Genomic DNA, 25,336 nt, shown 5'->3' with positions numbered 1-25,336 from the left:
CCTGCCCTTTAAAATCCGCACGTCAGGGCCACTGCACCGCCGTAAAGAGGAGCCGCACCCTCATGGCCGAAAACCCCGCCTACCCCGTAGGCCTCCGCCTCACCGGCCGCAAAGTGGTCGTCCTCGGTGGAGGCCAGGTCGCCCAGCGTCGCCTCCCGGCCCTCATCGCAGCAGGCGCGGACATCCTCCTCGTGTCGCCCGAGGCGACCCCCTCCGTCGAGGCCATGGCCGACGCGGGCGAGATCACCTGGCAGAAGCGCCCGTACGCCGACGGTGACCTCGCGGACGCCTGGTACGCCCTGATCGCCACCGGTGACACGGAAGCGAACACCCTCGCCTCCGCCGAAGCGGAACGCCACCGCGTGTGGTGCGTACGCTCCGACGACGCCGACGCCGCGACCGCCTGGACCCCGGCGACCGGCCACAGCGAGGGCGTCACGGTCGCCGTCCTCACCACGGAGGCCCGCGGCCGCGACCCCCGTCATACCGCCGCCATCCGCGACGCGGTCGTCGAGGGCCTGCGCGACGGCACCCTGGTCGCCCCGCACCACCGCACCCGCACCCCCGGCGTCGCCCTCGTCGGCGGCGGCCCCGGCGACCCGGACCTCATCACGGTCCGCGGCCGCCGCCTCCTCGCCGAGGCCGACGTAGTCATCGCCGACCGCCTCGGCCCCCGCGACCTCCTTGCCGAACTACCCCCGCACGTGGAGGTGATCGACGCGGCGAAGATCCCGTACGGCCGCTTCATGGCCCAGGAGGCCATCAACAACGCCCTGATCGAGCACGCCAAGCAGGGCAAGTCGGTCGTACGGCTGAAGGGCGGCGACCCCTACGTCTTCGGCCGGGGCATGGAGGAGCTGAACGCCCTCGCCGAGGCCGGCATCCCCTGCACCGTCGTCCCCGGCATCTCCAGCTCGATCTCGGTCCCGGGCGCGGCCGGCATCCCGGTCACCCATCGCGGCGTCGCGCACGAGTTCACAGTCGTCAGCGGCCATGTCGCCCCCGACGACGAGCGCTCCCTGGTCGACTGGCCGTCGCTCGCGAAGCTCACCGGCACACTCGTGATCCTCATGGGCGTCGACAAGATCGGAAAGATCGCCGAGACGCTCGTCGCACACGGCAAGCCGGCCGACACCCCCGTCGCCCTGGTCCAGGAGGGCACCACGGCCGCCCAGCGTCGCGTCGACGCGACCCTGGCGACGGTCGGCGAAACCGTGCGTACGCAGGAGGTCAAGCCGCCCGCGGTCATCGTCATCGGCGAGGTTGTCGGCGTAGGCCCGCAGACGTCCGCGTAACCGCGGGTAACTCAACTCGTACACAGCCGTTGGCACCACACCCAGGACAAGGCAGTATCACCCTGTGGCCGATCTCATCACCGTTGAGGATCCCGACGACCCGCGCCTGCGCGACTACACAGGCCTGACCGACGTGGAGCTGCGCCGCAAGCGCGAACCGGCCGAGGGCCTGTTCATCGCCGAGGGCGAGAAGGTCATCCGCCGGGCGAAGGACGCCGGGTACGAGATGCGCTCGATGCTGCTGTCCGCGAAGTGGGTCGACGTCATGCGCGACGTCATCGACGAGCTCCCGGCCCCGGTGTACGCGGTCAGCCCGGACCTGGCCGAACAGGTCACCGGCTACCACGTGCACCGCGGCGCGCTCGCCTCCATGCAGCGCAAGCCGCTGCCGACGGCCGCCGACCTCCTCCAGACCACCCGCCGGGTCGTCGTCATGGAGTCGGTCAACGACCACACCAACATCGGCGCGATCTTCCGCTCGGCGGCTGCCCTCGGCATGGACGCCGTCCTGCTCTCCCCGGACTGCGCGGACCCCCTGTACCGCCGCAGCGTCAAGGTCTCGATGGGCGCGGTCTTCTCCGTCCCCTACGCCCGCCTCGACACCTGGCCCAAGGGCCTGGAGTCGGTCCGCGAGGCAGGCTTCACGCTCCTCGCGCTCACCCCGGACGAGAAGGCAAGGTCTCTCGACGAGGCCGCCCCGCACAAGATGGACCGCGTCGCCCTGATGCTCGGCGCCGAGGGCGACGGCCTGTCCACCCAGGCCCTGGTCGCCGCCGACGAATGGGTCCGCATCCCCATGTCCCACGGCGTCGACTCCCTCAACGTGGGCGCGGCGGCCGCGGTCGCCTTCTACGCGGTGGCCACGGGCCGCCCGCCGGGATAGTCCGGTGCCCCAGCGGGAGGCCATCGTCGCGGTCCTGCGCCGGGGCGGCCGGGTCCTGGCGATCCGCCGCGGCCCCGGCGTCCCCCGCCCCGGCTACTGGCAGCCCCTCAGCGGCAAGGTCGAACCGGGGGAGACCCAGGAGCAGGCCGTGGTCCGCGAGGTCCGGGAGGAGGTCGGCCTCACCGTCTCCCCCCTCGCCAAGGTCTGGGAGTCGGAGACCGACGACGGTCTCTTCCGCCTCCACTGGTGGACGGCGGACGCGACCACCGACGAGGTCGTCCCCGACCCCGTCGAGGTCGCCGAGACCCGGTGGGTCACCCCCGAGGAGTTCCTGGCGCTCACCCCGGTCTTCGACGGCGACCGGGAGTTCTTCGAACGGATCCTGCCGGGGCTGTGACGCCTCAGTTCACCTGGGCGCGCCCCGGCTCCACCTGCTGTTGCTGTCGTACGACGCCGTCGCCACCGCCCAGCCCCCGCGGCGGCCCCTGGCATCCCTGGGCCGCGGCGATGCCGAGCGCCACCAGCAGTGTCACGACGACGAACACGAAGAGCCGCTGCCGCAGCAACCGCGGATTGGCAGGCCGCCGTCCCGTCCCCGTGGATCTGGGCGCCGGACGACCGGTACCGCTGCGCGGCGCGGGCCGGGCCCCCGTGCCCTGGCGGGCCGTGTTCCGCGACCCCGGCGCGGGCCGGGGCCCGGAACGCTGGGGCGGTGGGGGGCCACCGCGGGAGGTGCCGGCGCCCCGCGAAGGGCCCGCCCCGCCCCGCACCGGAGGGACCCCGCGCGGCCCGGCGGAAGCGCCCCGCGACGGCGGAGCCCCCTGCGGGCCCGGGGGACGACGGTGTTCGCGCTGCTGCTCCGGATACGTGTCGACGAGCCGCCCGGTGGGCCGGTCCGCCTCCCCGGAACGCGGCGCGGGCGGACGAGGGTCGGCGAGCCCCTGCGCCTCACGGGCGGCGATCTCCTTGAGCCGCAGCGACAGCTGAAGCGTGCTGGGCCGCTCCTCGGGATCCTTCGCCAGACAGGCCCGCACGAGCGGAGCCAGCGCGTCCGGAACGCCGTGCAACTGCGCCTCTTCGTGTACGACCCGGTACAGCATCACCTCGGAACTGCCGTGCCCGAAGGGTGAGTCCCCCATCGACGCGTACGCCAGGGTCGCCCCCAGTGAGAACACGTCCGTGGCCGGGGTGACGGCCGCACCGCGCACCTGCTCCGGCGCGAGAAAACCGGGGGAGCCGACAGCCGTACCGACGTGCGTCAGAGTGGACGCCCCGGTCGCCCAGGCGATACCGAAGTCGATGATCCGCGGCCCCTTCGGGGACAGCAGGATGTTCGACGGCTTGAGATCCCGGTGCACGACGCCCGCCTCGTGCACGGCGACGAGCCCCTCCGAGAGGGCGGCTCCCACAGCGGCCACATCGGCCGCACCCAGCGGCCCCCCGTCGGCGACCTTGTCGTGCAGCGAGGGCCCGGGCACGTACTGAGTGGCGAACCAGGGCCGTTCGGCCTCGAGGTCGGCGGCGACGAGCCGGGCCGTGCACCCGCCCCTGATCCGCCGCGCGGCGGAGACCTCCCGCGCGAACCGGGACCGGAACTCCTGGTCCTCCGCCAGATCCGGCCGGATGACCTTCAGCGCGACCCGCTGCCCCTTCTTGTCGGAGCCCAGGTACACGACGCCCATCCCACCCGCGCCGAGCCGTCTGTGAAGCCTGAACGAGCCGACGACGCGCGGGTCCTCGCGCCTCAGGCGCATCATCGCCATGTTCATCCCCGCTGCCCGGTCCGTGTGACGTGGCACAGCTTACGTTTCCACGGCCGCCCGCGCGCAGAGGCCGCGCCCTCTCGCCCAGATCGATTGTCAGTGCCGGATGCGAGACTTGAAGGGTGGTCAGGGACCCCGTGAACAGGCGGCCTTTACCCTCCCTGGGGCCCCAACCACCCATCACAGAAGGGGGATTGAACACGTGAAGGGTGATCGCGTGGAAATAGTCGTGGATGCGGGAGACACGACCCGCACCTACGAGGTGGTGGCCAGCAGGGCGGGCCGCCGGGTGGAGACGGCGGTACGCCGAGGTGTCGTGGAAGTGAGCGAAGTCACCCGAAGCGGCTCCGTGGTCCGCACGGCCCGCTTCATGGCCAATCGGGTGTTGGCCCTTGTCGAACAGCCGATCCCTAGGGAGGACAGCTCGGAAAAGGCCGGACACACCGGGCGCCCCCTCCGGGAAGACCCTGAGACCTAGGTCCAGGTCTCCACCCAGGGGAGTACTCCCCACCTCATGGCTCATCCTCCGGGAGGCCCGGCAATCGGTACGAGGGCATGACGTGCGGCGAGCGCCGGACGCCTAGATTTGAGGTCAAGCGGCGGGTGCAGCACTCGTCCCCCGAGGTCAGACACCCGCCGCTGCCAACGACAACTGGAACGGTCAGGAGAGGGACCATGGCCCTAACGGCACCGCGGACACTGATCCGCACCCAGGAGCGCACCGCACTCCGCCGCCGCACGGGCCGCCGCCACCCCCTGGTGGCGACGCTCATGGCCCTCCCCCTGGCGGCCCTGCTCTTCTTCGTCTTCGACGGCTGGGAGACAGTGGCCACACAGGCGTCGTCCGTGGGCGTGATGCTGGGGCGCTGAGCGGCGACCCCAGGCCCGGAAGAGCGGTCCGGGCGGGGACATCCACCCATGAAACCCCGTGGGGACGGGGGTGCGGCGGACGGCAAAAATGCCGGCGCAGCTGGGGAGCTGCGCCGGCATTGCTTTTCCCTCTTTCTGACCACCGCCCTCTCGAGCCCGACACGGCCGCCCAGGCCCGTACCCGCCCCCACTCACGCACGGATCGCACCCTCCATACGCCGGTCAGGCACTTTCAGCCCGTCCGGCGTTTGAGGACGAGGCCGTTCAGGCCGACCGGGGTCCAGGGCGGAGCCCAGGCGGGGTGCGAGGGAGGCCGGGGGTGCAGTGCCGCGGGGTCCGGGGTGGGCCTGCGAAGTGGGGCCCGGGGGTGGAGCCTCGAAAGCGAGTTCAGGGGCGGAGCTCCGAGGTGGCGTGCAGGGGCGATCGGCGAGGGGTGTGCGGGCGGTGCCCCGCGAGGGAGGTCGGGGGTGCAGTGCCGCGGGGTCCGGGGTGGGCCTGCGAAGTGGGGCCCGGGGGTGGAGCCTCGAAAGCGAGTTCAGGGGCGGAGCCCCGAAGCGGCGTGCAGAGGCGGAGCCCCGATACGGCGTGCAGAGGTGATCCGTGAGGGGTGTGCGGGCGGTGCCCCGCGAGGGGTGCAGGGGACGCAGTCCCCGCCGGGGTTCAGGGGCGGAGCCCCTGGCGGGGTCGAAGGGGCGGAGCCCCTGGGGACGGGACGGGTAGGGGCGGCGGGGGAGCTGCACCCTCAGCGGCTCCCACCACGGGCAGCCCAAGCCCCCCAGCGCCGCCGAGCCCCATGCCCACCCCCACCACCCCCGCCGTACCCTCACGAAAGACCCACCGCCCCAGGGAGCCCCATGACCCCCACCCCCTTGCTCACCGAACTCACCGCCCGAGCCAGGGCCAAGGCCCACTCCCGCACCGCCCCCTGCCCCTGCGGCGCCGCCACCCTCGCCGACCGCCCCGACGCCACCGTCGTCCGCCACGCCGACACGGTCGCCAAGGCCCACGCCCCGAACACCCCCCGCGCCGACCTCACCCCCCGCCTCACCACCGCCACCCACCTCCCCGGCATCCTCCTCCCCCCACTCACCCCGACCCCCGTCGACCTGCACGGCCGCCTCGTCACGTTCTGGCCCTACGGCACCCCCGTAGACCCGGACACCCCCGACGCCGCCCCCTGGGAGCCCGCAGCCACCCTCCTCGCCCGCCTCCACCGCACGCCCGTCCCCGTCCCCCTCCCGCCCATGCGGGGCCCCGCCAAGGCCGCCCGAGCCATCGCCCGGCTGAGGGCAACAGCCGCCGACCACCCCGCCACCCGCCCGGTCCTGCACGCCTGGGACACCCTCCCGGCCTGGGCCCGAGCCGAAGCCCCCATGCCGGACTCCACCACCCTGTGCCACGGCGACCTCCACCTCGGCCAGCTCGTCCGCCACCCCGCCCCCGACGGCCCCTGGCTGCTCATCGACGTCGACGACCTCGGCACCGGCGTCCCCGCCTGGGACCTGGCCCGCCCGGCGGCCTGGTACGCCTGCGGTCTCCTCCCGCCCGACGAGTGGACCCGCTTCCTCACCGCCTACCGCACGGCCGGCGGCCCCGCCGTCCCCGCCGACGGCGACCCCTGGGCCGCCCTGGACGTCCCGGCCCGCGCTCTCACCGTGCAGACGGCCGCCCGCGCGACAGCCAAGGCAGCAGCGGAGGACCGCCCCCTGGACGAGGTCGAACTGTCCATGATCGACGCATGTGCCCGAATGGCTTCGCTCCCGCCGGAGTTGACCCCGGAATTCGCGAAGTAGGGTGCAACCGACCGCACCCTGACAGAGTCTGTCCTGGGGAAACGCGAAGCAGGACCGACCGGCGAGGAGTTGAGCCGACCATGCAGTGTCCGAAGTGCCATGCGCCGATGCACACGTACAACCGCAACGGTGTCCAGATCGAGCAGTGCAGCGGCTGCCGCGGGATCTTTCTCGACTACGGCGAGCTGGAGGCGCTGACCCGCCTGGAGTCCCAGTGGTCCCAGCCCGGGCCGCCGCCCCCGCCCGCCCCGCAGGCGTACCCCGCCCCGCCCGCGCCCGCCTGGGGCGCTCAGCACGGCGGTCACGGAGGTCACTACGGCGGCCACCACGGCGGTCACCACCGCCACAAGAGCTTCGGCCACATGCTGTTCTCCAGCTGACGGCACACGACGAAGCCCCCGACCGTACGAGACGGCCGGGGGCTTCGGCTGGTGCGCGATACTGGGATTGAACCAGTGACCTCTTCCGTGTCAGGGAAGCGCTCTCCCGCTGAGCTAATCGCGCAGGTGAACCTGCGTGTGATGCGTATTGCGTGCGCGATACTGGGATTGAACCAGTGACCTCTTCCGTGTCAGGGAAGCGCTCTCCCGCTGAGCTAATCGCGCGGGTGTGGATCTCGCCGTACGTGCTGGAAGATCCAGTGGACGATACTGGGATTGAACCAGTGACCTCTTCCGTGTCAGGGAAGCGCTCTCCCGCTGAGCTAATCGTCCTTGGAGGTGGAGACGGGATTTGAACCCGTGTAGACGGCTTTGCAGGCCGTTGCCTCGCCTCTCGGCCACTCCACCAGGAGTGCAGGGGTTCGGGAAGATCCCCTGTTTCCATCGAGCGGACGACGAGGCTCGAACTCGCGACCTCAACCTTGGCAAGGTTGCGCTCTACCAACTGAGCTACGTCCGCTTGTCGTTTCGGTCCGCTCTCGCGGCCCGGCGACGAGTTGAACTCTAGCGGATTCCGGGGCCAGCACAAAAACGCGTTTGCGCAGCGTGCTGCGCTGCACCTGCTCGCGTACGTGGTCAGGGCCCCCGCAGGGACATGGCCGGGCCACCTTGACGACACCCGCCCTAGACTCGACTGCGTGCTCGACCTCCCTTCTCTCGCCCGCTTCGGTGACCGTGTCGCCACCGGGCTCCTCGACGTCACCAGCGATCCCGCGGCCCTCGACTCCACCGGTTTCTGGGCCGTCGTGGCGGACTTCGAGGGCCGGTTGACCTGCGCCCGCTTCAGGGACGTACGGGTGGAGCCCGTGCCCGCGCCGGTGCCGGGGGAGTGGCGGGGACCGGCTGCCGGTGACTGGACGTCCTCCCTCGACCGCGATGCGTACACGGCTGGGGTGCGCCGGATCCGGGAGTACATCGCGGCAGGCGAGGTCTATCAGGCGAACCTCTGCCGGGTGCTCTCCGCGCCCGTCGCGCCCGAAGCCGACGTGGACGCCCTGACTGCGCTGCTCGCCCGCGGCAACCCGGCACCGTATGCAGGAACGATCCGGCTGCCCGGCCACGGGGTCGAGATAGCCACCGCCTCGCCCGAGCTCTTCCTGCGGCGCGGCGGCCGTGTCGTGGAGTCCGGGCCGATCAAGGGCACTGGGCGCACCGAGGCGGATCTGCTGGAGAAGGACTACGCCGAGAACGTGATGATCGTGGACCTGGTCCGCAACGACATCGGGCGTGTCTGCGCCACCGGCAGTGTGAGCGTCCCCGATCTGTGCGCAGTCGAGAAGCACCCGGGGCTGGTCCATCTCGTGTCGACGGTCCGCGGCGAGCTGCGTGCCGGCGCCGGCTGGCCCGAACTGCTCGACGCGTCCTTCCCGCCCGGATCGGTCACCGGTGCGCCCAAGTCCAGTGCCCTGCGGATCATCGAAGCCCTGGAGACGGCGCCCCGCGGGCCGTACTGCGGCGGCATCGGCTGGATCGACGCGGACCAGGGAACCGGCGAGCTGGCCGTCGGCATCCGTACCTTCTGGATCGACCGTGCGGAAGGCGTCCTGCGCTTCGGGACGGGCGCCGGCATCACCTGGGGTTCCGACCCGGAGGCGGAGTGGCGGGAGACCGAGCTGAAGGCGGCCCGACTGCTCGCGGTAGCGTCGGGGACGTACGAGGTGAGTGGAGAGGGACTACAGACGTGAAGATCTGGCTCGACGGCGGGCTGCAGGACATCGAGTCCGCCCGCGTCTCCGTCTTCGACCATGGGCTGACCGTGGGCGACGGCATCTTCGAGACGGTGAAGGCGGTCGACGGGAAGCCGTTCGCGCTCACCCGGCACCTCGACCGGCTGAGCCGCTCCGCGGGCGGTCTCGGCCTGCCCGACCCCGACCACGACGAGGTCCGCCGCGCCTGCGCCGCCGTCCTCGAAGCCAACCCGATGCCGCTCGGCCGACTGCGCATCACCTACACCGGCGGCCACGGCCCGCTCGGCTCCGACCGCGGCGACCACGGCCCGACCCTCGTCGTCGCCCTCGGCGAGACCGCCCGGCGCCCCGACTCCACGGCCGTGATCACGGTGCCGTGGACCCGCAACGAACGCGGCGCCCTCACCGGCCTGAAGACGACCTCGTACGCCGAGAACGTCGTGGCCCTCGCCCGGGCCCGCCAACACGGCGCGTCGGAAGCCCTGTTCGCGAACACCGTCGGGCAACTCTGCGAGGGCACCGGCTCGAACGTCTTCGTCGTCCTCGACGGCGAGATCCACACCCCGCCGCTCGCCTCCGGCTGCCTCGCGGGCATCACGCGCGCGTTGACCGTCGAGTGGACCGGCGCCAAGGAGACCGACCTGCCGCTCGACGTCCTGGAGCGCGCGGACGAGGTCTTCCTGACCTCCACCCTGCGCGATGTCCAGGCCGTGCACCGCGTCGACGACCGGGAACTGCCGAGTGCACCGGGCCCGGTGACCGCCAAGGCCATGCGGATCTTCGATGAGCGGTCGGGGCACGATCTGGATCCGTAAGAGCCGGGAAAACAGGCTGCCAAGGGGCGGCTGCGGCGGGTAGAACACCCCTGATGACCACGACTCTGCGGCCGACCGAGCCGCTTCAGCACCAGGCCGACGGCACGCGTTCGCGCCGCTTCCAGGTGTGCGTGAACAGCCGGCCCGTCGGCACCCTGCAGCTCGGCACCTCGCCGGGTTTCGGCGACAGGGTGGCCCGCATCGTCGACCTGCGGATCGAGGAGCCGGACCGGCGCCGCGGCCGGGGCACGGTGGCAGCGCTGGCCGCGGAGGAGGTGGCGCGCGGCTGGGGATGCCGGCAGATCGAGGTGGTCGTGCCCGCCGACGCGGCGCCGGCGCTGCGGCTCGTCGAGGCGCTCGGCTACGTCTTGCGCAATCGCGGCATGGAGAAGCCGCTCGGCGACACTCCGCCCGCGCTGCCGGAAGGCAGCCGGGGCCGGCCCATGACCGAGGCCGACTACGAGGCGTGGTTCGCGCACGAGTCCGAGCACTACGCGCGCGTGTGGATCGAGCGGGGCGTGCCCGAGGCCGACGCGTACGAGAGGTCGCGGCGCGACCACGAGAGGCTGCTGCCGCAAGGGCTGGACACGCGGGACATGCGGTTGAGCGTCCTCGAACACGAGGGGACGCGCGTCGGCACCCTCTGGGTGGCCCTGCTGGAGGACAAGGCCTACGTCTACGACGTCGCGGCCGACGCCGCCCAGCGCGGACACGGACACGGCCGCACGCTCATGCTCCTGGCGGAGACCCAGGCGATCACCGCGGGCCGACGCGTCCTCGGCCTCAACGTGTTCGCCGGCAACACCCCGGCCGAACGGCTCTACGAGTCACTCGGCTACCGGACGACGCAGTACGCCCTGTACAAGCCGCTGCTCTGAGCGGACCCGCGCCCTGTAGGGGCGCGGGGCGTGTCGATATGCGGCTCCGCCGCGATGGGGGTGCCCCCGCTCGAGCGAAGCCGGGAGTGGGGGAACGACAGGCCACGACGACGCGCAGACGAGCCGCAGCCCATGGCCGCACATCCCGCGGAGCGCTTGGGCACCGGTCAGGCGCCCTGCCCGGCCAGCAGCCGGTCCGCGATCTCCTCGATCCGCTGCCGCAGCCCCTGCTGGCTCTTGCCGCCGTCCAGACGCTCACCGCCGATGACGTACGTCGGGGTACCGGTCACGCCGATCGCCTTGCCCTCGGCCTGGTCGGCGTCGACGATCAGGATGTGCCGGCCGTCGATCAGCGCCGTGTCGAACTCCTCGGCGTCCAGCCCCAGTTCGGCGGCCACCTCGACCAGGAAGGGTTCTCCCTTACGGTCCAGCTCCTCGACCCGCTCCAGCACGGCCTCGACGTACTCCCAGCCCCTGCCCTGCTCGAGGGCCTCCTCGGCGGCCTGCGCGGCGGCGAAGGCGTGCTTGTGCTTCTCCAGCGGGTAGTGCCGCAGTCGCAGCTCCAGCCGGTCGCCGTAGCGGGCGCGCAGGGCACGCAGGTCGTCGAGGGTGCTACGGCAGTCCGAGCACTGGAGTTCGCACCAGACGTCGAGGACGGGCACGGCGGGAGGCACGGGGGAGGAGTCGCTCATGCCGTCAGTCTTCCAGTTCGGGCGCGGTCGACCCAATCGAACGCCGGCCGCGGTGACCTGCGCCCGGGACCCTGATCCACACCCGGGGGAGTGCCCGGAACCGGCACCTTCGGAGGAGCCGACCCGGAGATGTCCCTGATGTCCGCCCGGACCATGGCCGCGCGGGGTCCGGGCGGTGCAGGATGGAAGGGACGAAGTGCCCCCTGCCCGACCGAGCCCTGCCTGGAGGACCGGATGATTGCCGAGACCGTCTGTTCCGCCGTGTCCGCAGCCGGCCTGGGCATCGCGGTGGTGACGGCGTACCGCAAGCGCTTCCTCGCGGCCGCCCGCATCGCCGCCTACTCACTCGTCCCCATCGGCCTGGTGATGACCGGCACCGTGCAGTGGCTGGCGGACACCGCCTTCAGTCCGACGGCCTGGGCGGGCTTCGGTGTGCTCGGCGCCGCCTGGCTGCTGTTCTCCAGCACGCGCGCGGTGGAGCGCCGCCGGGGCGGCACCCGCAAGGAGCGCAGGGAAGCCAGGGCCGCGGGGCAGCGTGAGGCGGTCGCCCCGACGGCTTCCGCGCCTTCCCTGGGTCCCGGGGCCCGTCCGGCGACCCGGCCCGCGAGCGCACCCCGCGCCGAGTCGGCGGAGGACTTCAGCGACATCGAGGCCATCCTGAAGAAGCACGGCATATGACCCGCGCATGACGACTGAAACGACACAGTGGATCAAGGCTGTGGCGTGAAGTGATCACGACCGGAACCGGACTTCACGGAATCCGGCGAACTGCCGGTCATTCCGTGCGTGTTGAGCGCGCCGGACGTGTGGAGTGCGCCATCATCGCCGCGAGATGCTGGACACGGAACACGGCGATACCGCGCCGCCGAAGGACGAGCCGCGCGGATGCCTCTTCGCCCTTTCCCAGCCACCGCTGATGATCTTCCTTGCGGTGATCGGGTGTCTGCTGCTCATGGCCTCGTTGCACGACCTGCTGATGCTGTGAGCCGTACCCGTGGTCCCCGGCGCCACCCGCGGGGGACCACGTCGACATCCGTGTCCGGGCAGGCCCTAGCCCGCCGCCTCCTTGCGCCGTGCCCGGTAGGCGGCCACGTGCAGACGGTTTCCGCAGGTGCGGCTGTCGCAGTAGCGGCGCGAGCGGTTGCGGGAGAGGTCGACGAAGGCGCGCCGGCAGTCGGGGGCCTCGCAGCGGCGCAGCCGCTCCTGCTCACCGGCCACCACGAAGAACGCCAGCGCCATCCCGCAGTCGGCCGCCAGATGGTCGGCGACGGAGGCACCGGGCGCGAAGTAGTGCACATGCCAGTCGTAGCCGTCGTGGTCCGTGAGGCGCGGAGTCGTACCCGCGGCGGCGACCAGCTCGTTGATCACGCCGGCGGCGGTCCGGGCGTCGTGCGCCGCGAAGACCGAGGCGAACCGGCCGCGGATCTTGCGCACGGCCGAGAGGTCGAACTCCGAGAGCGTCCCCACATCGCTGATTTCGTGGTTTCGTACAAAATCTTCGAGAGCTGCGACGTCGAGCAGTCCGTCCGGTGCCGCGTTGCCCTCCGGTGCGGTGTTCACCAGATCCACCACGGTGTCGAGCGCGCACCGGGTGTCGTGGGTGATCAGCACGTTTCGCTCCCTGGCCTGGGGGTCGGGCGGACGCCCGCCTCATGCTGGCCGATGTTAGTGGCTTGCCGCCCGGCTGCGGGCGGTCGTGCCACCGAGGCACCTTCCCCCTGCGCCGCCGCACACACCGGCGCCGCCCCACGACTCAATCGCGGTGGCGGCGCTGATGCGTACCGTATGCAGTTGTTCTGGCCCGAGCCGTCTCCCCGAGTCGACGGCGCCGGGCGGCTTCGTGGTGCCTCGCCCTAGCTCTCCGCCAGGATGTGCGAGAGCTCCTGGTCGAGATCGAAATGCCGGTGTTCCGTGCCGGGAGGCACAGCGGCGTCGGTTCGCTTCAGGAAGGACTCCAGCGCCCGCGCCGGGGCTTCCAGCAGGGCCTCGCCCTCCGGAGAACTCAGGGCGATGCAAACGACCCCCTGACCGTGACTGCGCGACGGCCAGACACGGACGTCGCCGGTGCCGGTGGGCCGGTGCAGCCCCTCCGCGAGGAGGTCGCGGGCGAACACCCACTCGACGGTCTCCTCGGCTCCGGTGTGGAAGGTGGCGTGCACGGCGTAGGGGTCGGCCGTGTCGTACCGCAGGCCTGCGGGGACAGGCAGGGAGGACTCGCTCGACACAACGAGGCGCAGGTGCAGCTCGCAGCTGACCGTGGTGTTCATAAGCGCCAGGGCCTTTCGCTCAGTGTGCGCTCGGGGATTCGCACGTCGGCGAAATCGACATGCCACCTACGGTGCCGTTGTAAACCCCTCTGAGTGTTTTGCGTGCCTTTACGTAACTCTTCCGGCCGATGGGTCGTTCGTGAGGTACGGCCATTCCGGTGACTGGTTTCCGCTCGGTAAAGTAAGGTAAAGTTTGGCCGTATGGATACGGGGAGTAACCGGACCGAGGGAGCGCCGGGCGAGGCTGCCGTGGTATCGGACGAGACGAGGCCGGACGGGGCGCAGAGCGAGCAGAGGCTCGGCTCCAAGGCGCCGGCGTTCATCAAGAGGCGTCGCGCACTGCATCTGAGCTGGCAGGTCGGGGTCTTCCTCGTCGGTCTCGCGGTCGTGGTCGCCGGCATCGTCATGCTGCCGCTGCCCGGGCCCGGCTGGGTGGTGATCTTCGGTGGCATGGCCATCTGGGCGACCGAGTTCGTATGGGCCCAGCTGGTGCTCCGCTGGGCGAAACGCAAGGTCACCGAGGCGGCACAGCGAGCCCTCGATCCCAAGGTGCGGCGCCGCAACATCACGCTCACGGCGATCGGTCTCGTGATCGTGGGCGTGCTGGTCGGGATCTACCTCTGGAAGTTCGGCGTCGTGATGCCCTGGAAGATCAAGGACCAGTGATCCGCGCCGGTGGCGCGGGTGCCGGTCGGCGCCGGTTCGTGCTGGTCACAGGCACCCCCTGACATGGGGTAATGTTCTTCCTGCGTCCGGGCGATTAGCTCAGTGGGAGAGCGCTTCGTTCACACCGAAGAGGTCACTGGTTCGAACCCAGTATCGCCCACCCGGATCGGCGGCCCGTCTGCGAGAGCAGGCGGGCCGCCGTCGTGTGAGCCCCCTCTGGACGGGTCCCGCGCTTCGGTGAGTTTCGGCCGAGCGACATCCGTGTACGGATGGCCAGTTGATGTTCGGCCCGTCGGTCGTGTGCGTCTCACCTGCGGCATCATCCCTCTCGCGGTGCGTTCTGGCGCTGATGTGCCGTCAACTCGCTCGGGGGCCCGGCAAGAAATTCCTGTCCGAATCATTGACGCACCCCGAGGCCCTCCGTAACTTGTGCCAGCAAGCGCTTACTTGAAACGATTCATGCAGGTGGCAATGATGCCGGGGAGGGGCCCGACTGTGGGAACCAGCAGGAATGTTGAGAGGCGTACGATCCTCAAGGCCGCCGGGGCGTCGGCGGCCGCGCTGGGGCTGGCCGCGACGACGGGCTGCGGCGGCGACAGCGGCACCTCCGCCGACGGGACGGTGACGATCCGTTACTCCTGGTGGGGTGCCGACGAGCGGGCCAAGAAGATCAACCAGACCATCAAGCTCTTCGAGAAGAAGTACCCGAAGATCAAGGTGAAGACGGACTTCCAGGACTACGTCTCATTCTGGGAGAAGTTCCAGACGCAGGCGGCCGGCGGAAATCCCCCGGACGTTTTCCAAAACGCCGTCACTTTCCTTCGGAAGTACGACAAGAGAAGCGTCCTGCTCGACCTCAAGTCCCAGATCGACGCGGGCAGTCTGAGTCTCGACAACTTCCGTGCGGGTGTCACCAAGGTCGGCGAGGTCGACGGCAAGCAGCTCGGCATCCCTGTCGGCTCCAACACGATGGCGCTGGTCATCGACAAGAAGGTCTTCCAGAAGGCGGGCGTCGAGCCGGCCACGGGCTGGACCTGGGACGACTACTTCAAGGCCCTCAAGACCATCCACGACAAGACCAAGGTGCCCGGCGACACGGGCTACTTCAGCATCATGTACCTGTACGACCTGTATCTGCGGCAGAACGGAAAGGCGTTCTACACCAAGGACGGACTCGGTTTCGACAAGGCCGACCTGACGGAGTGGTGGCAGGACGGCTACAACCGCGTGAAGGCCGGCATCATCACCGACCCCAAGACCGTCGAGCAGGACCGACCCAAGTCCTCCCTGTCCGCAGGACACGGGGCCTCGGAATTCACCTGGGACAACTTCACCGTTCGCTACACCGCCGAGGGCAGCAGCGAGTACGGCCTCGCGCCGATCCCCACCATGGACGGAAAGCACACCGGGCAGTACCTGGCCTCCCTGATGCTGAGCGCCTCCGCACGCACCCAGCACCCCAAGGAAGTCGCCCAGTTCATCAACTTCATGGTCCACGACCCGGAAGTCGGCAAGATCATGGGCTACGACCGGGGCATCCTCGCCTCCACCCAGCAGTACGAAGCGTTCAAGCCGACCGACCCGGTCAACAAGGAGATCGCTCAGTACGAGGCGGACACCGCCAAGGCCGGAGTCCTCGGCACGATCACCCCGCACCCCTCCGGCGCCGACACCATCGAGGCGGCCTTCCTGCGCATCGGCGGCGACCTGGCCCAGGGCAAGACGAAGCCCTCCGCCGCGGTGAAGCAGTTCTTCGACGAGTCGCAGGCCGCCTTCCAGGCATAGCGCTCCGCTAGGGGTGCGGTTTGTTGGGTTCTGTCTGCTGCGCCGTCGTGGCTGGTCGCGCAGTTCCTCGCGCCCCTTTGGGGCGCCGCCAGCCCCCCGGCCCGGAACCGATTGGGAAGCACCGTGACGCTCGTCAAGGAATCACCGCCCGCCACCCGGAAGGCCCGCTCCGCCGCCCCCGCCGCCGTCAAGCGGCGGGGGCGGCGGGAGAACCTCGCCGGCTATCTCTTCATGTCCCCGTGGATCGCGGGCTTTCTGCTCCTGACCGCGGGCCCCATGGTCGCCTCGCTGTACTTCGCGTTCACCGACTACAACCTCTTCAACACCCCGAAGTGGGTCGGTCTCGACAACTTCACCAAGATGTTCGACGACCCCCGGTGGCAGAAGTCGGTGGAGGTGATGGCCAAGTACGTGATCATCGGCACCCCGCTGAAGCTGCTGCTCGCCCTCGGGGTCGCCCTGCTGCTCGCACAGAGCCGCCGCGGACAGGCCTTCTACCGGGCCGCGTTCTACGCACCCTCACTCATCGGCGCGAGCGTCTCGGTCGCCTTCGTCTGGCGGTCGATCTTCTCCGACAACGCCATCGTCGACCGTACGATGTCGGTCTTCGGCTTCCACGTCGGCGGCTGGGTCGGCAACCCCGACTGGATCCTCTACTGCCTGGTCGCGCTCACCGTCTGGCAGTTCGGCGCGCCCATGGTCATCTTCCTGGCCGGACTCAAGCAGGTCCCCAAGGAGCTGTACGAGGCCGCCGAGCTGGACGGTGCCGGGGCCTTCCGCAAATTCTGGAGCATCACCCTGCCGATGATCTCCCCGGTGCTCTTCTTCAACGTACTGCTGGAGACCATCCACTCGTTCCAGATCTTCGGCTCGGCCTACGTCGTCTCCAACACCTACTGCGGCCCGGCCGACGCCACGCTCGTCTACACCTGCTACCTCTACCAGCAGGGCTTCAAGAACGCCCAGATGGGCTTCGCCTCCGCGATGGCCTGGATGCTGCTGCTCGCCGTGGCCCTGGTGACCGCCGTCCTGTTCTGGTCGCAGAAGAAGTGGGTGCACTACGAGGAGGACGCCCGATGAGCGCCACCACCCCCGCCACCCCGAAGCCGCTCGGCGGACTCGGGCGCAAGCGCGCCGGCTCGCTCGCCTGGCACATCGGCTCGCTGCTGGTCCTCGCGGTCGTCCTCTATCCCGTCGTCTGGGTGATCGGTGCGTCGTTCAAACCGAGCAAGGACATCATCAACAGCCTGCAGCTGTTCCCGGCCCGTCCCATCCTGGCGAACTTCAAGGGACTGGCCGACGGCATCGCCGACATCTCGATCTGGACGTTCTTCCAGAACTCCCTCCTGTACGCGGGCGGCGCCGTCGTCGGCATCCTGATCTCCTGCTCGCTGACGGCGTACGCCTTCGCCAAGATCAGGTTCGCGGGCCGGAACCTGCTGTTCTCGCTGATGATCGGCACGCTTCTGCTGCCGTATCACGTGCTGCTGATCCCGCAGTACGTGATGTTCCAGAAGCTGGAGCTGATCAACACCTATGTGCCGCTGCTCCTGGGCAAGTACCTGGCCACGGAGGCCTTCTTCGTCTTCCTCATGGTGCAGTTCATGCGCAACCTGCCGAGGGAGCTGGACGAGGCCGCCCGGATCGACGGCTGCGGGCATCTGCGGATCTACTGGTCGATCGTGCTGCCGCTGTGCCGGCCCGCGCTCATCACCAGCGCCATCTTCACCTTCATCAACGCCTGGAACGACTTCATGGGCCCGCTGATCTACCTCAACGAGCCCGGCAAGTACACCGTCTCCCTCGGCATGATGATGTTCCGCGACTCCGACGGCGTCGCCGCCAACTACGGCGGCCTCATCGCGATGTCGCTGGTGGCGCTGCTGCCCGTGCTGCTGTTCTTCCTCGCCTTCCAGCGCTATCTGATCGACGGCATGGCGACCTCCGGACTGAAGGGCTGAGGCGGTCACAATGGCCGAAGTGCGGGTGAAGGCGCGCAAGGAGTCGGTGTTCGCGGAGCGGTTCGGGGTCTTCGCCGAGTGTCTGCTCACCGGGGTGTGGATCGCGGTGGCCTCGCTGGGGGTGGTGACCTTTCCGGCCGCCTTCGCCGCCGGGGCGAGGCATCTGCGCCGCCGTACCGGTCATGAGGGCGGCGGCTGGCGGGAGTTCGTAGGCGACTTCCGTACGGCTGTGACGGGCGGGTGGATCGCCGGGCTCGCCGGGTGGGTCGCGGCGGGCCTGGTCTGGGTGGACGTCCAGGCCGTGCGCGCCGGGCTGCCCGGGGGCCCGTTCGTGGGGGCCGTCGGCCTGTTCGCGCTCATCGGTGTTGCCGTGGCCGGGTTGCGGGCGGCGGCGGTCTGGGAGCCGGGGGCGGCCTGGCGGGCGCTGCTCGCCGAGGCCGGCCGCCGTACCGTCCTCGATCCCGCCGGATCCTTCCTGCTCGTCGGCGGAGTGGTCCTCGTCGTCTGTTCCGCCCTGCTGATCGCGCCGCTGGCGGTCCCCGTCCTGGGGGCGGTCGCGGCCGCGGCCGTCGCCGTGGAGGAGCGGTACCGACGCCGCTGAGGGGCGGTGCCCTCGTACCAGGTCGGCGCCCGGGCGCCGTACCCCTCCCTGCCATGCCCCTGACCAGCTGCACGGAAAGAAACGTCCCGCACGGAAAGGAAAGGCTGAACTCTCATGTCTCCCATCCCTCGCAGGTCCCTCCTCAAGGCGGCCGCCGTCGCCGGAGCCGCCGCGCAGTTCAGCTGGGCCCTAGGAGCCAAGGAAGCGCAGGCCGCGCCCGGAGCCGAGGCCGCGGCTGCCGATCCCGTGACCCTGGACTGGCTGGAGGACGGCGGCCTGGGGGCCGCCCCCGGCTCGACAGTGGGTGTGCCCTGGCCGAAGGGCGCCCACCGGCCCGACCAGACCTTCGCGCTCACGGACGCGGACGGCAAGGCCGTACCCGTGCAGTCCTGGCCCATCGCGTACTGGCCGGACGGCTCCCTCAAGTGGTCGGCGCACGCGGTGAGTTCGGGATCCGGCAAGCTCACCCTCGCCGCCGGAGACGCAGCCGCCCCCGACAAGAAGATCACCGTCGACAAGAGCGGCGGCACCGTCGACGTGTCGACCGGCGTGATCACCGCCAGGATCGGCAAGAACGGCTCCACGATCATCAAGTCGGTGACCCGTGGCTCGACGGAGATCGCCAGGAACGGCCGGCTCGTCCTGATCCGCCAGCCGGAGATCGAGGACGAGGACCAGGGCACGGTCAAGACCGAGCGCTTCGACGGCGCGATCGGCGAGGTGACGGTCGAGCAGGACGGCCCGGTCCGTGCCGTGGTCCGCATCGACGGCAAGCACCGCAAGGGCGACCGGAGCTGGCTGCCGTTCTCCATCCGGCTGTACTTCTACGCCGGGGCCGACTCCTTCCGCATGGTGCACACCATCACCTACGACGGCACACAGGAGCCCGGCAAGGCGAGCGGCGACTTCATCCGCGGGCTGGGGGTGCGCTTCAGCGTGCCGATGCGGGACGCGTCGTACGACCGGCACATCCGCATCGGCGGCGAGGGCACCGGTCTGCTGCGGGAGGCGGTCAAGGGGATCACCGGCCTGCGCCGCGACCCCGGCGCGGCCGTGCAGGCGGCCCAGTACGCGGGGCAGAAGCTGCCCGACCCCTCCACCTGGGACCAGCGGGTGACGACCCGGCTGCAGTACATCCCGGAGTGGGGCGACTACACCCTCTCCCAGCTCTCCGCCGACGGCTTCACGCTGCGCAAGCGGACCAAGAAGGGCTACGGCTGGATCGGCGCCGGCGGCGGCAAGCGGGCCTCCGGCTTCGGCTATGTCGGCGGCGTGAGCGGCGGATTCTCCTTCGGGCTGCGGGACTTCTGGGAGAAGCACCCCGCCCAGCTCGACATCCGCGACGCCCACACCGACGAGGCCGAGGTCACCCTCTGGCTCTGGTCGCCCGAGGCCCAGCCCATGGACCTGCGCTTCTACCACGACGGCATGGGCCAGGACACGTACGCCAAGCAGCTCGAAGGCCTCAACATCACCTACGAGGACTACGAGCCGAAGTTCGGCACCCCCTACGGCATCGCCCGCACCTCCGAACTCCTCTTCTGGGCCAACGAGTCGACCCCGGCCGCCGAGAAGCTCGCCGAACAGATCGAGGCCGTACGAGTGCTGCCGCAGCTCGCCGCGCCGCCCAGGCAGCTCATCAAGGCCAAGGTCTTCGGCCCGGGCCTGTACTCCGAGCCGGACCGCTCCACACCGGCCAAGGCGAAGATCGAGGACCACCTCGACTTCCTCTTCACCTACTACAAGGACCAGGTGGAGCAACGCCGTTGGTACGGCTTCTGGGACTACGGCGACTTCATGCACTCCTACGACACCGTGCGCCACCAGTGGCGGTACGACGTCGGCGGCTACGCCTGGGACAACTCCGAGCTCTCGCCGGACATCTGGCTCTGGATGGCCTACCTCCGCTCGGGCCGTGCGGACATCTTCCGCTTCGCCGAGGCCCTCACCCGGCACACGGGCGAGGTCGACGTCTACCACCTGGGCGACTGGGCGGGCCTCGGCACCCGGCACGGGGTCCAGCACTACGCCGACAGTGCCAAGCAGCAGCGCATCGCCAACACTACCTACCGGCGCTACTACTACTTCCTCACCGCCGACGAACGCGTCGGCGACCTCATGCACGCCAACGTCGACTCCGACGAGACCTTCCTGGTCCTGGACCCGCAGCGCAAGGTCCGCACCGACCCGTACACGCCCGACCGGCACGCCCTGTCGATCGGCTTCGGCACCGACTGGAGCGGCCTGGTGTCCGCGTGGCTGACCGAGTGGGAGCGCAAGGGCCCCAAGTGGGAGAAGGCCAAGGCGCGGGTGCTGTCGACGATGGAGGGCATCGCCGCCCAGCCCAACGGCTTCGTGCAGGGCAGCGGGCTGTACGACCTCGACACCGGCAAGTTCGCCGTCGCCTCGACGCCCGTGGTCTCCGTCTCGCACCTCTCGGCCGTGTTCGGCCTCAACGAGCTGTGCGCCGAACTCATCGACCTCGTGGACATGCCCAAGTTCAACCAGGCCTACTTCGACTACTGCCGCTACTTCAACGCCACCAAGGCCGAGCAGAAGGCCCGCTACGGCTCCGACTTCGGCACCCTGCTGCTGTTCCAGGGGCACTCGCGCCTCGACGCGTACGCCGCCGTACAGACGGGTGACGCTGCGCTGGCCAAGCGGGCGTGGACGAAGTTCTACAGCTCCGACGGGTACACGGAGGCTTCGCCTTGGAAGACGGAGAAGCTGAGCGGGCCGGTGACGTTGGTCTCGGGCAGCGAGGCCGCGTGGGTGTCGTCGAACGACACCGCGCTGTACGGCCTCGCGGCCATTGAGAACCTGGCGTTGCTTGGCGACAAGATGCCGTAGCGCTCCGCTGGGGGAGCCGGGGAACTGCGCAGGCTTTCTTCTGCGGGCCGTTTGCGGCTGGTAGCGCCCACGCGGCGGAGCCGCAAATTGGCAGAGCCCCGCGCCCCTTTCGGGGCGCTTCAGTTCATGGTGGTCAAGATGTCCCGTACTCGGCGGACATCCCTCAGACGGCGTTCATATGTCGCCCCAAGTGCCAGCAGTAGCAGGCCGGCGAGTGCGAAAGGTACCCAGCGGGGGAGGGCGCCGGTCATCTGGACCAGGTACGGGGCCAGTTCGTGCAGGGCGTCCAGGATCAGGACCGAGCCGCCGAGCACGAGGGGGGCCTGGAGGCGGTGGCGGGCGCCCAGCAGGGTGGTCAGCAGGGCTGCCGTGCCGAGCAGCAGCGGGCGCGTCCAGTGCGGGTCGTCCCAGGCCGCGGCGAGGCTCGGCAGCAGGGTGGCGGCGAGTCCGGCGCCGTACGCCGTCCACGACGAGGCCTGCGGGTCGCGGGACCTGCGCCAGACGCCGACACACAGTGCCGGGACGGTGACCGGGAGCGTGTACGCCTCGACGGTGCCGACGTCCCAGGCGGCCAGCCGGACCCAACTGGCCAGCAGGAACAGGGCGGCGGCCGCATAACTTGCGGGGCGGCGGTCGGAGCATACCGCCGTGCCTGCCGCGATCACTCCGCACAGGGCCAGCACCAGGGCGAGCATCGGCGGTGCGGTGATCGCGAGGCCGACGGCCAGCAGTCCGGTGGCGGCTCCGGTCACTTCGACCGGCACGCGCGCGTGGCTCTCGCCGAGCCGGGCGGCGAGCAGGGCCGCCGCCAGCGTGACCACCAGGACCAGCAGCGCCGTGTGCTGCGGTCGCCAGTCCGCCGCCAGCCCTGTCGCGCACGCCAGCGCAGTGGCGTACCCGAGCGCGGCCGGAGCGGTGAAGGGCGCGAGGTGCGGACGCAGCGAGGCAGCAGCGAACAGTGCCATCAGGACGGACAGCACAGTCAGGGTGGCCGTCTGGGAGGCAAGCGAGAGGAAGGCGAGGGAGACCGAGCCGCCCAGGGCGAGCGTGGTGGCGGTCACGGGCAGGAGCCGGAAGGCCGCCGCCGCGAGGGCCGCGGCGGTCACCGCGCCCTGCAGCAACAGGGCGGCAGAGTAGGGGAGCTGGAGGACCGCAGGCAGCGTCATGACGGTGGCCCAGGCGAGGAGCGTCGCGCCGGTCAGCGCCTGGGGACGTCGGGTCTCGCCGCGCACCAGCAGAGCCAGCACGGCTGCGACGACCACCGGGCCGAGGAGCAGCTGACCGGGATACGGCGGCCACGGCATGTGGACGGCCGCCGCGGCCCGCGCGTCCGAGGGGGCACCGGTCCACCAGCGCTCCGCCCAGCCCAGCGGGCCCAGCAGCGCGACCACGACCAGCGGCAGCGCACAGGCGACGACGACCGCCTGCACCGCACCGGAGGCCTGGACCAGCCCCCGCCGCACAGGCTCGGGCAGCCGCATCCGCAAGGCCGCCAACAGCGCGACGCCGCACGCCAGATACCCCGGCACCGTCCACCCCTCCGGCAGTGTCACCCGCAGCACACCACCGCCGGCGGCGACCAGCAGCAGACCGCCGGTCACGGCGTTGCCCGTCGCCATGGCCGGCTTCGGCAGCCGCCAGGCGGCGCCCAGCGCGATCGCCGCCGCAAGGGTGAGGAGCGCCGCCGCACGGGCGGCGGCGCCCGGGCCGGCTGCATCCCAGGAGAGCCAGCCGGCCGTCAGTGCACCCAGGGCGCCCGTGCCGTACGCGCCGACGGCGGCGAGGACGCGTACGGACCCGGCGGTCACCCGGAGCGCCGCACCTGTGTCGAACCCGGCCGTCACCAGAAGTGCGGCCGCGATCCCGGACGACCCCGCGGTGGCCGAGATCGCCCAGAAGAACAGCGGGAGTTGGGCCGCGGTCAGCGCGGCGGGCAGCGGCAGCCGCAGCCCGGCCGCACGCGGCAGCAGACCGTACGCCGCCCAGAGCCCCGCCAGCAGTGCCGAAGCGACGGCCGTGTACCCCGCGCCGTCCGTGCCCATGAAGGCGACCTGCTGCAACGCGTACGCGTCCAGCACCGTCAGCGCCAGCCCCAGGCCGGCCACCGACTCGGCCGTCGAACGCAGCCCGCGCTGCAGCAGGGGAAACGGCGCACCGAGCGCGGCCACCGTGACCGCGCCGAGCACGAGGGCCCGCCCCGTGATCCCCAGATGCCCCCAGCTGACCAGCGTGAACACCATCGCGGCGACCGTGAGCAGGATCCCGCCGAGCAGCAGCAGAAGGTTCTGCACGCCGGGCGCGGTGGCCTCCGGGCGAGACGCCTCGACGGGCGCCTGCGGTGCCTGCTGTGCCGGGGGCACCGGGCGGGCTGCCTGGAGCGCGGCGACCAGCCAGGCACGGCGATGGAGCAACTGGGCCCGGCGGGCGTCCAGTTGCCAGAGCTCGGCGTCGAGGAGCCGCAACTCCTCGGCCGGGGGCGGAACATGCGTCATGCCTCGGAGTGTGGTCCGCGTCACGTCGTACGGCATGAGCGCAGGTACTCAGAACGTACTCAGATCCAGCCACCACGTGGCTCGGATGCGGGGCGGACGCGCTGGGTACGGGCAGACTCCCACCATGGACTGGACGCACTACCGCTTCCGCAGCAACTGGGCCCTGGCCGCCTCGCCCGCCACCGTGTACGAGGCGCTGGAACAGGCGGAGGAATACCCCCGGTGGTGGCCCCAGGTACGGGAGGTGACCCGGCTCGACGACACCAGCGGCGTCATTCGGGTCCGGTCGGTTCTCCCGTACGACCTGCACTTCACCGCCCGCGAGACGCGCCGCGACCCCGTTGCCGGCGTCCTGGAGATCGCCATGTCCGGCGACCTCGAGGGCTGGGCGCGCTGGACGATCACCGCAGCGGGCACCGGCACCCTCGCCCGCTACGAGCAGGCCGTCGACGTGAACAAGCCGCTGCTGAGGCGGTTCGCCGTGCTGGGGCGGCCGGTGTTCCGCGCCAACCACCGGCTGATGATGCGGGCCGGGCGGCGCGGGCTGGCCGCGTACCTGGAAGCGGTTTGAAGGAAGCCTGCGGGGACCTGTATTGTTCAGTCCGTTCCCGGGCGATTAGCTCAGTGGGAGAGCGCTTCGTTCACACCGAAGAGGTCACTGGTTCGAACCCAGTATCGCCCACGCTCGCGAGAGCGACGTGTGTCCGCAGAATACGCGGACCGCGTCGCTCTCTTCGTGTTTTGCGCGGCTTCGCCGCGCGCGGTGGGGGCTTCGCCACCCACACCCCCTGGCCGGTCCGCAGCTGCGGACCGGCCTTCTTCATGTCGGCCTACTTCGTGCCGCCGCTTCATGCCGCCGCGGGAAGATCCGGCCGCAGCGGCCACGCCGGGTTCACGATCTCCTCGGTGCCGCTCTTCGCGAACCACGCCTGCAGGCCGCGCGCCTGGGCCGCGTGCCACGTGGTCTGCAGGGTGTGCAGCTCGGCGGGCGAGAGACGCTCCAGCCGGGCGGCGAAACGACGCCCGAGGGCCCGTACGACGTCCAGTGCGGCCAGTGCGTCCGCCGCCGCGTCGTGCGCACCCTCCAGCGTGACGCCGTAGTGCGCGCACAGGTCGGTCAGGGTGCGGCGGCCCTTGCGGTAGCGGTCCAGGTGCTTGTCGAGGACCCGGGGGTCGAGCACCCGAAGCGTCGACGACTCGAACCAGCGGTCCAGCGACGAGGCGCGATGGCGGCGCAACTCGCGGTCCAGAAGTGTCAGATCGAACGGCGCGTTCATCACCACGAGCGGACGGGCCATCGCCGCCTGCTCCGCCAGTTCCTCGGCTATCTCGTACATCACCGGCGCCGGCCAACGGCCGTTGCGCTGCAGGTGTTCGTCCGTCAGCCCGTGCACCGCCGTCGCCGCCTCCGGGACCGGCACACCCGGGTTGACCAGCCAACGGGTCATCCGGGGCCGGCTGCCCGGGGCGTCCTGGACGACGACGGCGGCCGACACGATCCGGTCGGTCTCTACGTCCACGCCCGTGGTCTCCGTGTCGAATGCGGCCAGGGGCCCCTCGTACCAGGTCGTCATGCCTACACAACTCCTCGTTCACC

General features: G+C 70.7%; 25 protein-coding genes and 7 tRNA genes. 21 read left to right on the top strand and 11 right to left on the bottom strand.

What is annotated here, in order from left to right; genetic code table 11:
• Positions 1 to 62: 62 nt before the first annotated feature.
• From cobA to EDD92_RS09735, 3 genes are all read left to right on the top strand, one after another.
• Positions 63 to 1,295: a uroporphyrinogen-III C-methyltransferase gene (gene cobA / locus EDD92_RS09745; RefSeq protein WP_123963930.1), complete on the top strand. Its 1,233-nt coding sequence runs from the start codon at positions 63 to 65 to the stop codon at positions 1,293 to 1,295.
• Between the two features lie 64 nt (positions 1,296 to 1,359).
• Positions 1,360 to 2,178, top strand: a complete 819-nt coding sequence (locus EDD92_RS09740) for an RNA methyltransferase (protein WP_099927509.1) — start codon at positions 1,360 to 1,362, stop codon at positions 2,176 to 2,178.
• A 4-nt stretch (positions 2,179 to 2,182) separates the two neighbouring features.
• Entirely contained in the window at positions 2,183 to 2,575 is a 393-nt protein-coding gene (locus tag EDD92_RS09735) for an NUDIX domain-containing protein (RefSeq protein ID WP_123963929.1), read from the top strand.
• A gap of 4 nt (positions 2,576 to 2,579) precedes the next feature.
• On the opposite strand, the gene EDD92_RS09730 is transcribed toward EDD92_RS09735, so the two are convergent.
• Positions 2,580 to 3,947, bottom strand: coding sequence for a serine/threonine-protein kinase (locus tag EDD92_RS09730; RefSeq protein ID WP_123970332.1), 1,368 nt, complete (start codon positions 3,945 to 3,947; stop codon positions 2,580 to 2,582).
• Between the two features lie 196 nt (positions 3,948 to 4,143).
• On the opposite strand from EDD92_RS09730, the gene EDD92_RS51015 reads away from it, so the two are divergent.
• From EDD92_RS51015 to EDD92_RS09710, 4 genes are all read left to right on the top strand, one after another.
• Positions 4,144 to 4,419, top strand: a complete 276-nt coding sequence (locus EDD92_RS51015) for a hypothetical protein (RefSeq protein WP_123963928.1) — start codon at positions 4,144 to 4,146, stop codon at positions 4,417 to 4,419.
• A gap of 197 nt (positions 4,420 to 4,616) precedes the next feature.
• Positions 4,617 to 4,811: a hypothetical protein gene (locus tag EDD92_RS09720; protein ID WP_123963927.1), complete on the top strand. Its 195-nt coding sequence runs from the start codon at positions 4,617 to 4,619 to the stop codon at positions 4,809 to 4,811.
• 854 nt (positions 4,812 to 5,665) lie between these two features.
• The gene (locus EDD92_RS09715) at positions 5,666 to 6,604 is read left to right on the top strand and encodes a phosphotransferase family protein (protein WP_123963926.1); all 939 of its coding nucleotides are present in this window, start codon (positions 5,666 to 5,668) and stop codon (positions 6,602 to 6,604) included.
• 80 nt (positions 6,605 to 6,684) lie between these two features.
• Complete coding sequence (locus EDD92_RS09710; RefSeq protein WP_123963925.1) at positions 6,685 to 6,984, top strand: zf-TFIIB domain-containing protein; 300 nt, start codon at positions 6,685 to 6,687, stop codon at positions 6,982 to 6,984.
• Between the two features lie 49 nt (positions 6,985 to 7,033).
• On the opposite strand, the gene EDD92_RS09705 is transcribed toward EDD92_RS09710, so the two are convergent.
• From EDD92_RS09705 to EDD92_RS09685, 5 genes are all read right to left on the bottom strand, one after another.
• A tRNA-Val gene (locus EDD92_RS09705) sits at positions 7,034 to 7,108 on the bottom strand.
• Between the two features lie 29 nt (positions 7,109 to 7,137).
• Positions 7,138 to 7,209 (bottom strand) — tRNA-Val (locus tag EDD92_RS09700).
• Positions 7,210 to 7,245: 36 nt separating this feature from the next.
• Positions 7,246 to 7,317 (bottom strand) — tRNA-Val (locus EDD92_RS09695).
• Between the two features lies 1 nt (position 7,318).
• Positions 7,319 to 7,392 (bottom strand) — tRNA-Cys (locus tag EDD92_RS09690).
• A 39-nt stretch (positions 7,393 to 7,431) separates the two neighbouring features.
• A tRNA-Gly gene (locus EDD92_RS09685) sits at positions 7,432 to 7,504 on the bottom strand.
• Positions 7,505 to 7,682: 178 nt separating this feature from the next.
• On the opposite strand from EDD92_RS09685, the gene EDD92_RS09680 reads away from it, so the two are divergent.
• From EDD92_RS09680 to EDD92_RS09670, 3 genes are read left to right on the top strand one after another with little or no spacing between them, the layout of a single operon-like run.
• On the top strand, positions 7,683 to 8,729 hold the full coding sequence (locus EDD92_RS09680) for a chorismate-binding protein (protein ID WP_123963924.1): 1,047 nt from the start codon (positions 7,683 to 7,685) through the stop codon (positions 8,727 to 8,729).
• On the top strand, positions 8,726 to 9,547 hold the full coding sequence (locus EDD92_RS09675; protein WP_123963923.1) for an aminotransferase class IV: 822 nt from the start codon (positions 8,726 to 8,728) through the stop codon (positions 9,545 to 9,547). Before EDD92_RS09680 ends, EDD92_RS09675 begins: the two co-directional genes overlap by 4 nt.
• A gap of 53 nt (positions 9,548 to 9,600) precedes the next feature.
• On the top strand, positions 9,601 to 10,425 hold the full coding sequence (locus EDD92_RS09670; RefSeq protein WP_123963922.1) for a GNAT family N-acetyltransferase: 825 nt from the start codon (positions 9,601 to 9,603) through the stop codon (positions 10,423 to 10,425).
• A gap of 167 nt (positions 10,426 to 10,592) precedes the next feature.
• Here the strand turns inward: EDD92_RS09670 and EDD92_RS09660 are convergent, their stop codons facing one another.
• A complete protein-coding gene (locus EDD92_RS09660; RefSeq protein ID WP_185123974.1) occupies positions 10,593 to 11,117 on the bottom strand; it encodes a DsbA family protein in 525 nt (174 codons plus the stop codon).
• A gap of 234 nt (positions 11,118 to 11,351) precedes the next feature.
• Between EDD92_RS09660 and EDD92_RS09655 the strand changes: the two genes are divergently transcribed.
• Positions 11,352 to 11,795 (top strand): hypothetical protein, encoded by a 444-nt coding sequence (locus tag EDD92_RS09655; protein WP_123963919.1) that lies wholly within the window; start codon positions 11,352 to 11,354, stop codon positions 11,793 to 11,795.
• 154 nt (positions 11,796 to 11,949) lie between these two features.
• Positions 11,950 to 12,102: a hypothetical protein gene (locus EDD92_RS49805; protein WP_180292031.1), complete on the top strand. Its 153-nt coding sequence runs from the start codon at positions 11,950 to 11,952 to the stop codon at positions 12,100 to 12,102.
• A gap of 65 nt (positions 12,103 to 12,167) precedes the next feature.
• Here the strand turns inward: EDD92_RS49805 and EDD92_RS09650 are convergent, their stop codons facing one another.
• Both EDD92_RS09650 and EDD92_RS09645 read right to left on the bottom strand, forming a co-directional pair.
• Positions 12,168 to 12,728, bottom strand: coding sequence for a CGNR zinc finger domain-containing protein (locus EDD92_RS09650; protein WP_123963918.1), 561 nt, complete (start codon positions 12,726 to 12,728; stop codon positions 12,168 to 12,170).
• 242 nt (positions 12,729 to 12,970) lie between these two features.
• The gene (locus EDD92_RS09645) at positions 12,971 to 13,384 is read right to left on the bottom strand and encodes an SsgA family sporulation/cell division regulator (protein ID WP_004002642.1); all 414 of its coding nucleotides are present in this window, start codon (positions 13,382 to 13,384) and stop codon (positions 12,971 to 12,973) included.
• 201 nt (positions 13,385 to 13,585) lie between these two features.
• Between EDD92_RS09645 and EDD92_RS09640 the strand changes: the two genes are divergently transcribed.
• The 7 genes from EDD92_RS09640 to EDD92_RS09610 all read left to right on the top strand — a co-directional run bounded on the left by EDD92_RS09640 (position 13,586) and on the right by EDD92_RS09610 (position 21,247).
• A complete protein-coding gene (locus EDD92_RS09640) occupies positions 13,586 to 14,050 on the top strand; it encodes a TIGR02611 family protein (RefSeq protein ID WP_123963917.1) in 465 nt (154 codons plus the stop codon).
• Positions 14,051 to 14,138: 88 nt separating this feature from the next.
• Positions 14,139 to 14,210, top strand: a tRNA-Val gene (locus tag EDD92_RS09635).
• A 335-nt stretch (positions 14,211 to 14,545) separates the two neighbouring features.
• Positions 14,546 to 15,835, top strand: coding sequence for an ABC transporter substrate-binding protein (locus tag EDD92_RS09630; RefSeq protein ID WP_123963916.1), 1,290 nt, complete (start codon positions 14,546 to 14,548; stop codon positions 15,833 to 15,835).
• Positions 15,836 to 15,958: 123 nt separating this feature from the next.
• Positions 15,959 to 16,915: a carbohydrate ABC transporter permease gene (locus EDD92_RS09625; RefSeq protein ID WP_123963915.1), complete on the top strand. Its 957-nt coding sequence runs from the start codon at positions 15,959 to 15,961 to the stop codon at positions 16,913 to 16,915.
• Positions 16,912 to 17,796: a carbohydrate ABC transporter permease gene (locus EDD92_RS09620; RefSeq protein WP_123963914.1), complete on the top strand. Its 885-nt coding sequence runs from the start codon at positions 16,912 to 16,914 to the stop codon at positions 17,794 to 17,796. Before EDD92_RS09625 ends, EDD92_RS09620 begins: the two co-directional genes overlap by 4 nt.
• 10 nt (positions 17,797 to 17,806) lie before the next feature.
• A complete protein-coding gene (locus EDD92_RS09615; protein ID WP_123963913.1) occupies positions 17,807 to 18,397 on the top strand; it encodes a hypothetical protein in 591 nt (196 codons plus the stop codon).
• 114 nt (positions 18,398 to 18,511) lie between these two features.
• Positions 18,512 to 21,247 (top strand): Tat pathway signal sequence domain protein, encoded by a 2,736-nt coding sequence (locus EDD92_RS09610; protein ID WP_123963912.1) that lies wholly within the window; start codon positions 18,512 to 18,514, stop codon positions 21,245 to 21,247.
• A gap of 119 nt (positions 21,248 to 21,366) precedes the next feature.
• Here the strand turns inward: EDD92_RS09610 and EDD92_RS09605 are convergent, their stop codons facing one another.
• Positions 21,367 to 23,739: an SCO7613 C-terminal domain-containing membrane protein gene (locus EDD92_RS09605; protein WP_399182372.1), complete on the bottom strand. Its 2,373-nt coding sequence runs from the start codon at positions 23,737 to 23,739 to the stop codon at positions 21,367 to 21,369.
• A gap of 124 nt (positions 23,740 to 23,863) precedes the next feature.
• On the opposite strand from EDD92_RS09605, the gene EDD92_RS09600 reads away from it, so the two are divergent.
• Positions 23,864 to 24,310 carry an SRPBCC family protein gene (locus tag EDD92_RS09600; RefSeq protein WP_123963910.1) on the top strand — a complete coding sequence of 149 codons (447 nt, stop codon included), beginning with the start codon at positions 23,864 to 23,866 and terminating at the stop codon, positions 24,308 to 24,310.
• 39 nt (positions 24,311 to 24,349) lie between these two features.
• Positions 24,350 to 24,421, top strand: a tRNA-Val gene (locus EDD92_RS09595).
• Positions 24,422 to 24,587: 166 nt separating this feature from the next.
• Here the strand turns inward: EDD92_RS09595 and EDD92_RS09590 are convergent.
• On the bottom strand, positions 24,588 to 25,313 hold the full coding sequence (locus tag EDD92_RS09590; protein ID WP_123963909.1) for a 3'-5' exonuclease: 726 nt from the start codon (positions 25,311 to 25,313) through the stop codon (positions 24,588 to 24,590).
• Positions 25,314 to 25,336: the final 23 nt, after the last annotated feature.

The organism is Streptomyces sp. TLI_185, assembly GCF_003814765.1.
In the GTDB taxonomy this organism is placed as follows: Bacteria; Actinomycetota; Actinomycetes; order Streptomycetales; family Streptomycetaceae; genus Streptomyces.
The sequence above is the reverse complement of the archived record's forward strand: the minus strand, read 5'-3'. Positions and strand labels throughout refer to the sequence as shown.

Excerpts from the sequence above, each read along its gene's own strand:
- EDD92_RS09715 (WP_123963926.1), top strand. The coding sequence starts at position 5,666 with ATGACCCCCACCCCCTTGCTCACCGAACTCACCGCCCGAGCCAGGGCC.
- EDD92_RS09730 (WP_123970332.1), bottom strand. The coding sequence starts at position 3,947 with ATGAACATGGCGATGATGCGCCTGAGGCGCGAGGACCCGCGCGTCGTC.
- EDD92_RS09600 (WP_123963910.1), top strand. The coding sequence starts at position 23,864 with ATGGACTGGACGCACTACCGCTTCCGCAGCAACTGGGCCCTGGCCGCC.
- EDD92_RS09670 (WP_123963922.1), top strand. The coding sequence starts at position 9,601 with ATGACCACGACTCTGCGGCCGACCGAGCCGCTTCAGCACCAGGCCGAC.
- EDD92_RS09720 (WP_123963927.1), top strand. The coding sequence starts at position 4,617 with ATGGCCCTAACGGCACCGCGGACACTGATCCGCACCCAGGAGCGCACC.
- cobA (WP_123963930.1), top strand. The coding sequence starts at position 63 with ATGGCCGAAAACCCCGCCTACCCCGTAGGCCTCCGCCTCACCGGCCGC.
- EDD92_RS09660 (WP_185123974.1), bottom strand. The coding sequence starts at position 11,117 with ATGAGCGACTCCTCCCCCGTGCCTCCCGCCGTGCCCGTCCTCGACGTC.
- EDD92_RS49805 (WP_180292031.1), top strand. The coding sequence starts at position 11,950 with ATGCTGGACACGGAACACGGCGATACCGCGCCGCCGAAGGACGAGCCG.
- EDD92_RS09590 (WP_123963909.1), bottom strand. The coding sequence starts at position 25,313 with ATGACGACCTGGTACGAGGGGCCCCTGGCCGCATTCGACACGGAGACC.
- EDD92_RS09615 (WP_123963913.1), top strand. The coding sequence starts at position 17,807 with ATGGCCGAAGTGCGGGTGAAGGCGCGCAAGGAGTCGGTGTTCGCGGAG.
- EDD92_RS09620 (WP_123963914.1), top strand. The coding sequence starts at position 16,912 with ATGAGCGCCACCACCCCCGCCACCCCGAAGCCGCTCGGCGGACTCGGG.
- EDD92_RS09710 (WP_123963925.1), top strand. The coding sequence starts at position 6,685 with ATGCAGTGTCCGAAGTGCCATGCGCCGATGCACACGTACAACCGCAAC.
- EDD92_RS09610 (WP_123963912.1), top strand. The coding sequence starts at position 18,512 with ATGTCTCCCATCCCTCGCAGGTCCCTCCTCAAGGCGGCCGCCGTCGCC.
- EDD92_RS09640 (WP_123963917.1), top strand. The coding sequence starts at position 13,586 with ATGGATACGGGGAGTAACCGGACCGAGGGAGCGCCGGGCGAGGCTGCC.
- EDD92_RS09655 (WP_123963919.1), top strand. The coding sequence starts at position 11,352 with ATGATTGCCGAGACCGTCTGTTCCGCCGTGTCCGCAGCCGGCCTGGGC.
- EDD92_RS09605 (WP_399182372.1), bottom strand. The coding sequence starts at position 23,739 with ATGACGCATGTTCCGCCCCCGGCCGAGGAGTTGCGGCTCCTCGACGCC.
- EDD92_RS09645 (WP_004002642.1), bottom strand. The coding sequence starts at position 13,384 with ATGAACACCACGGTCAGCTGCGAGCTGCACCTGCGCCTCGTTGTGTCG.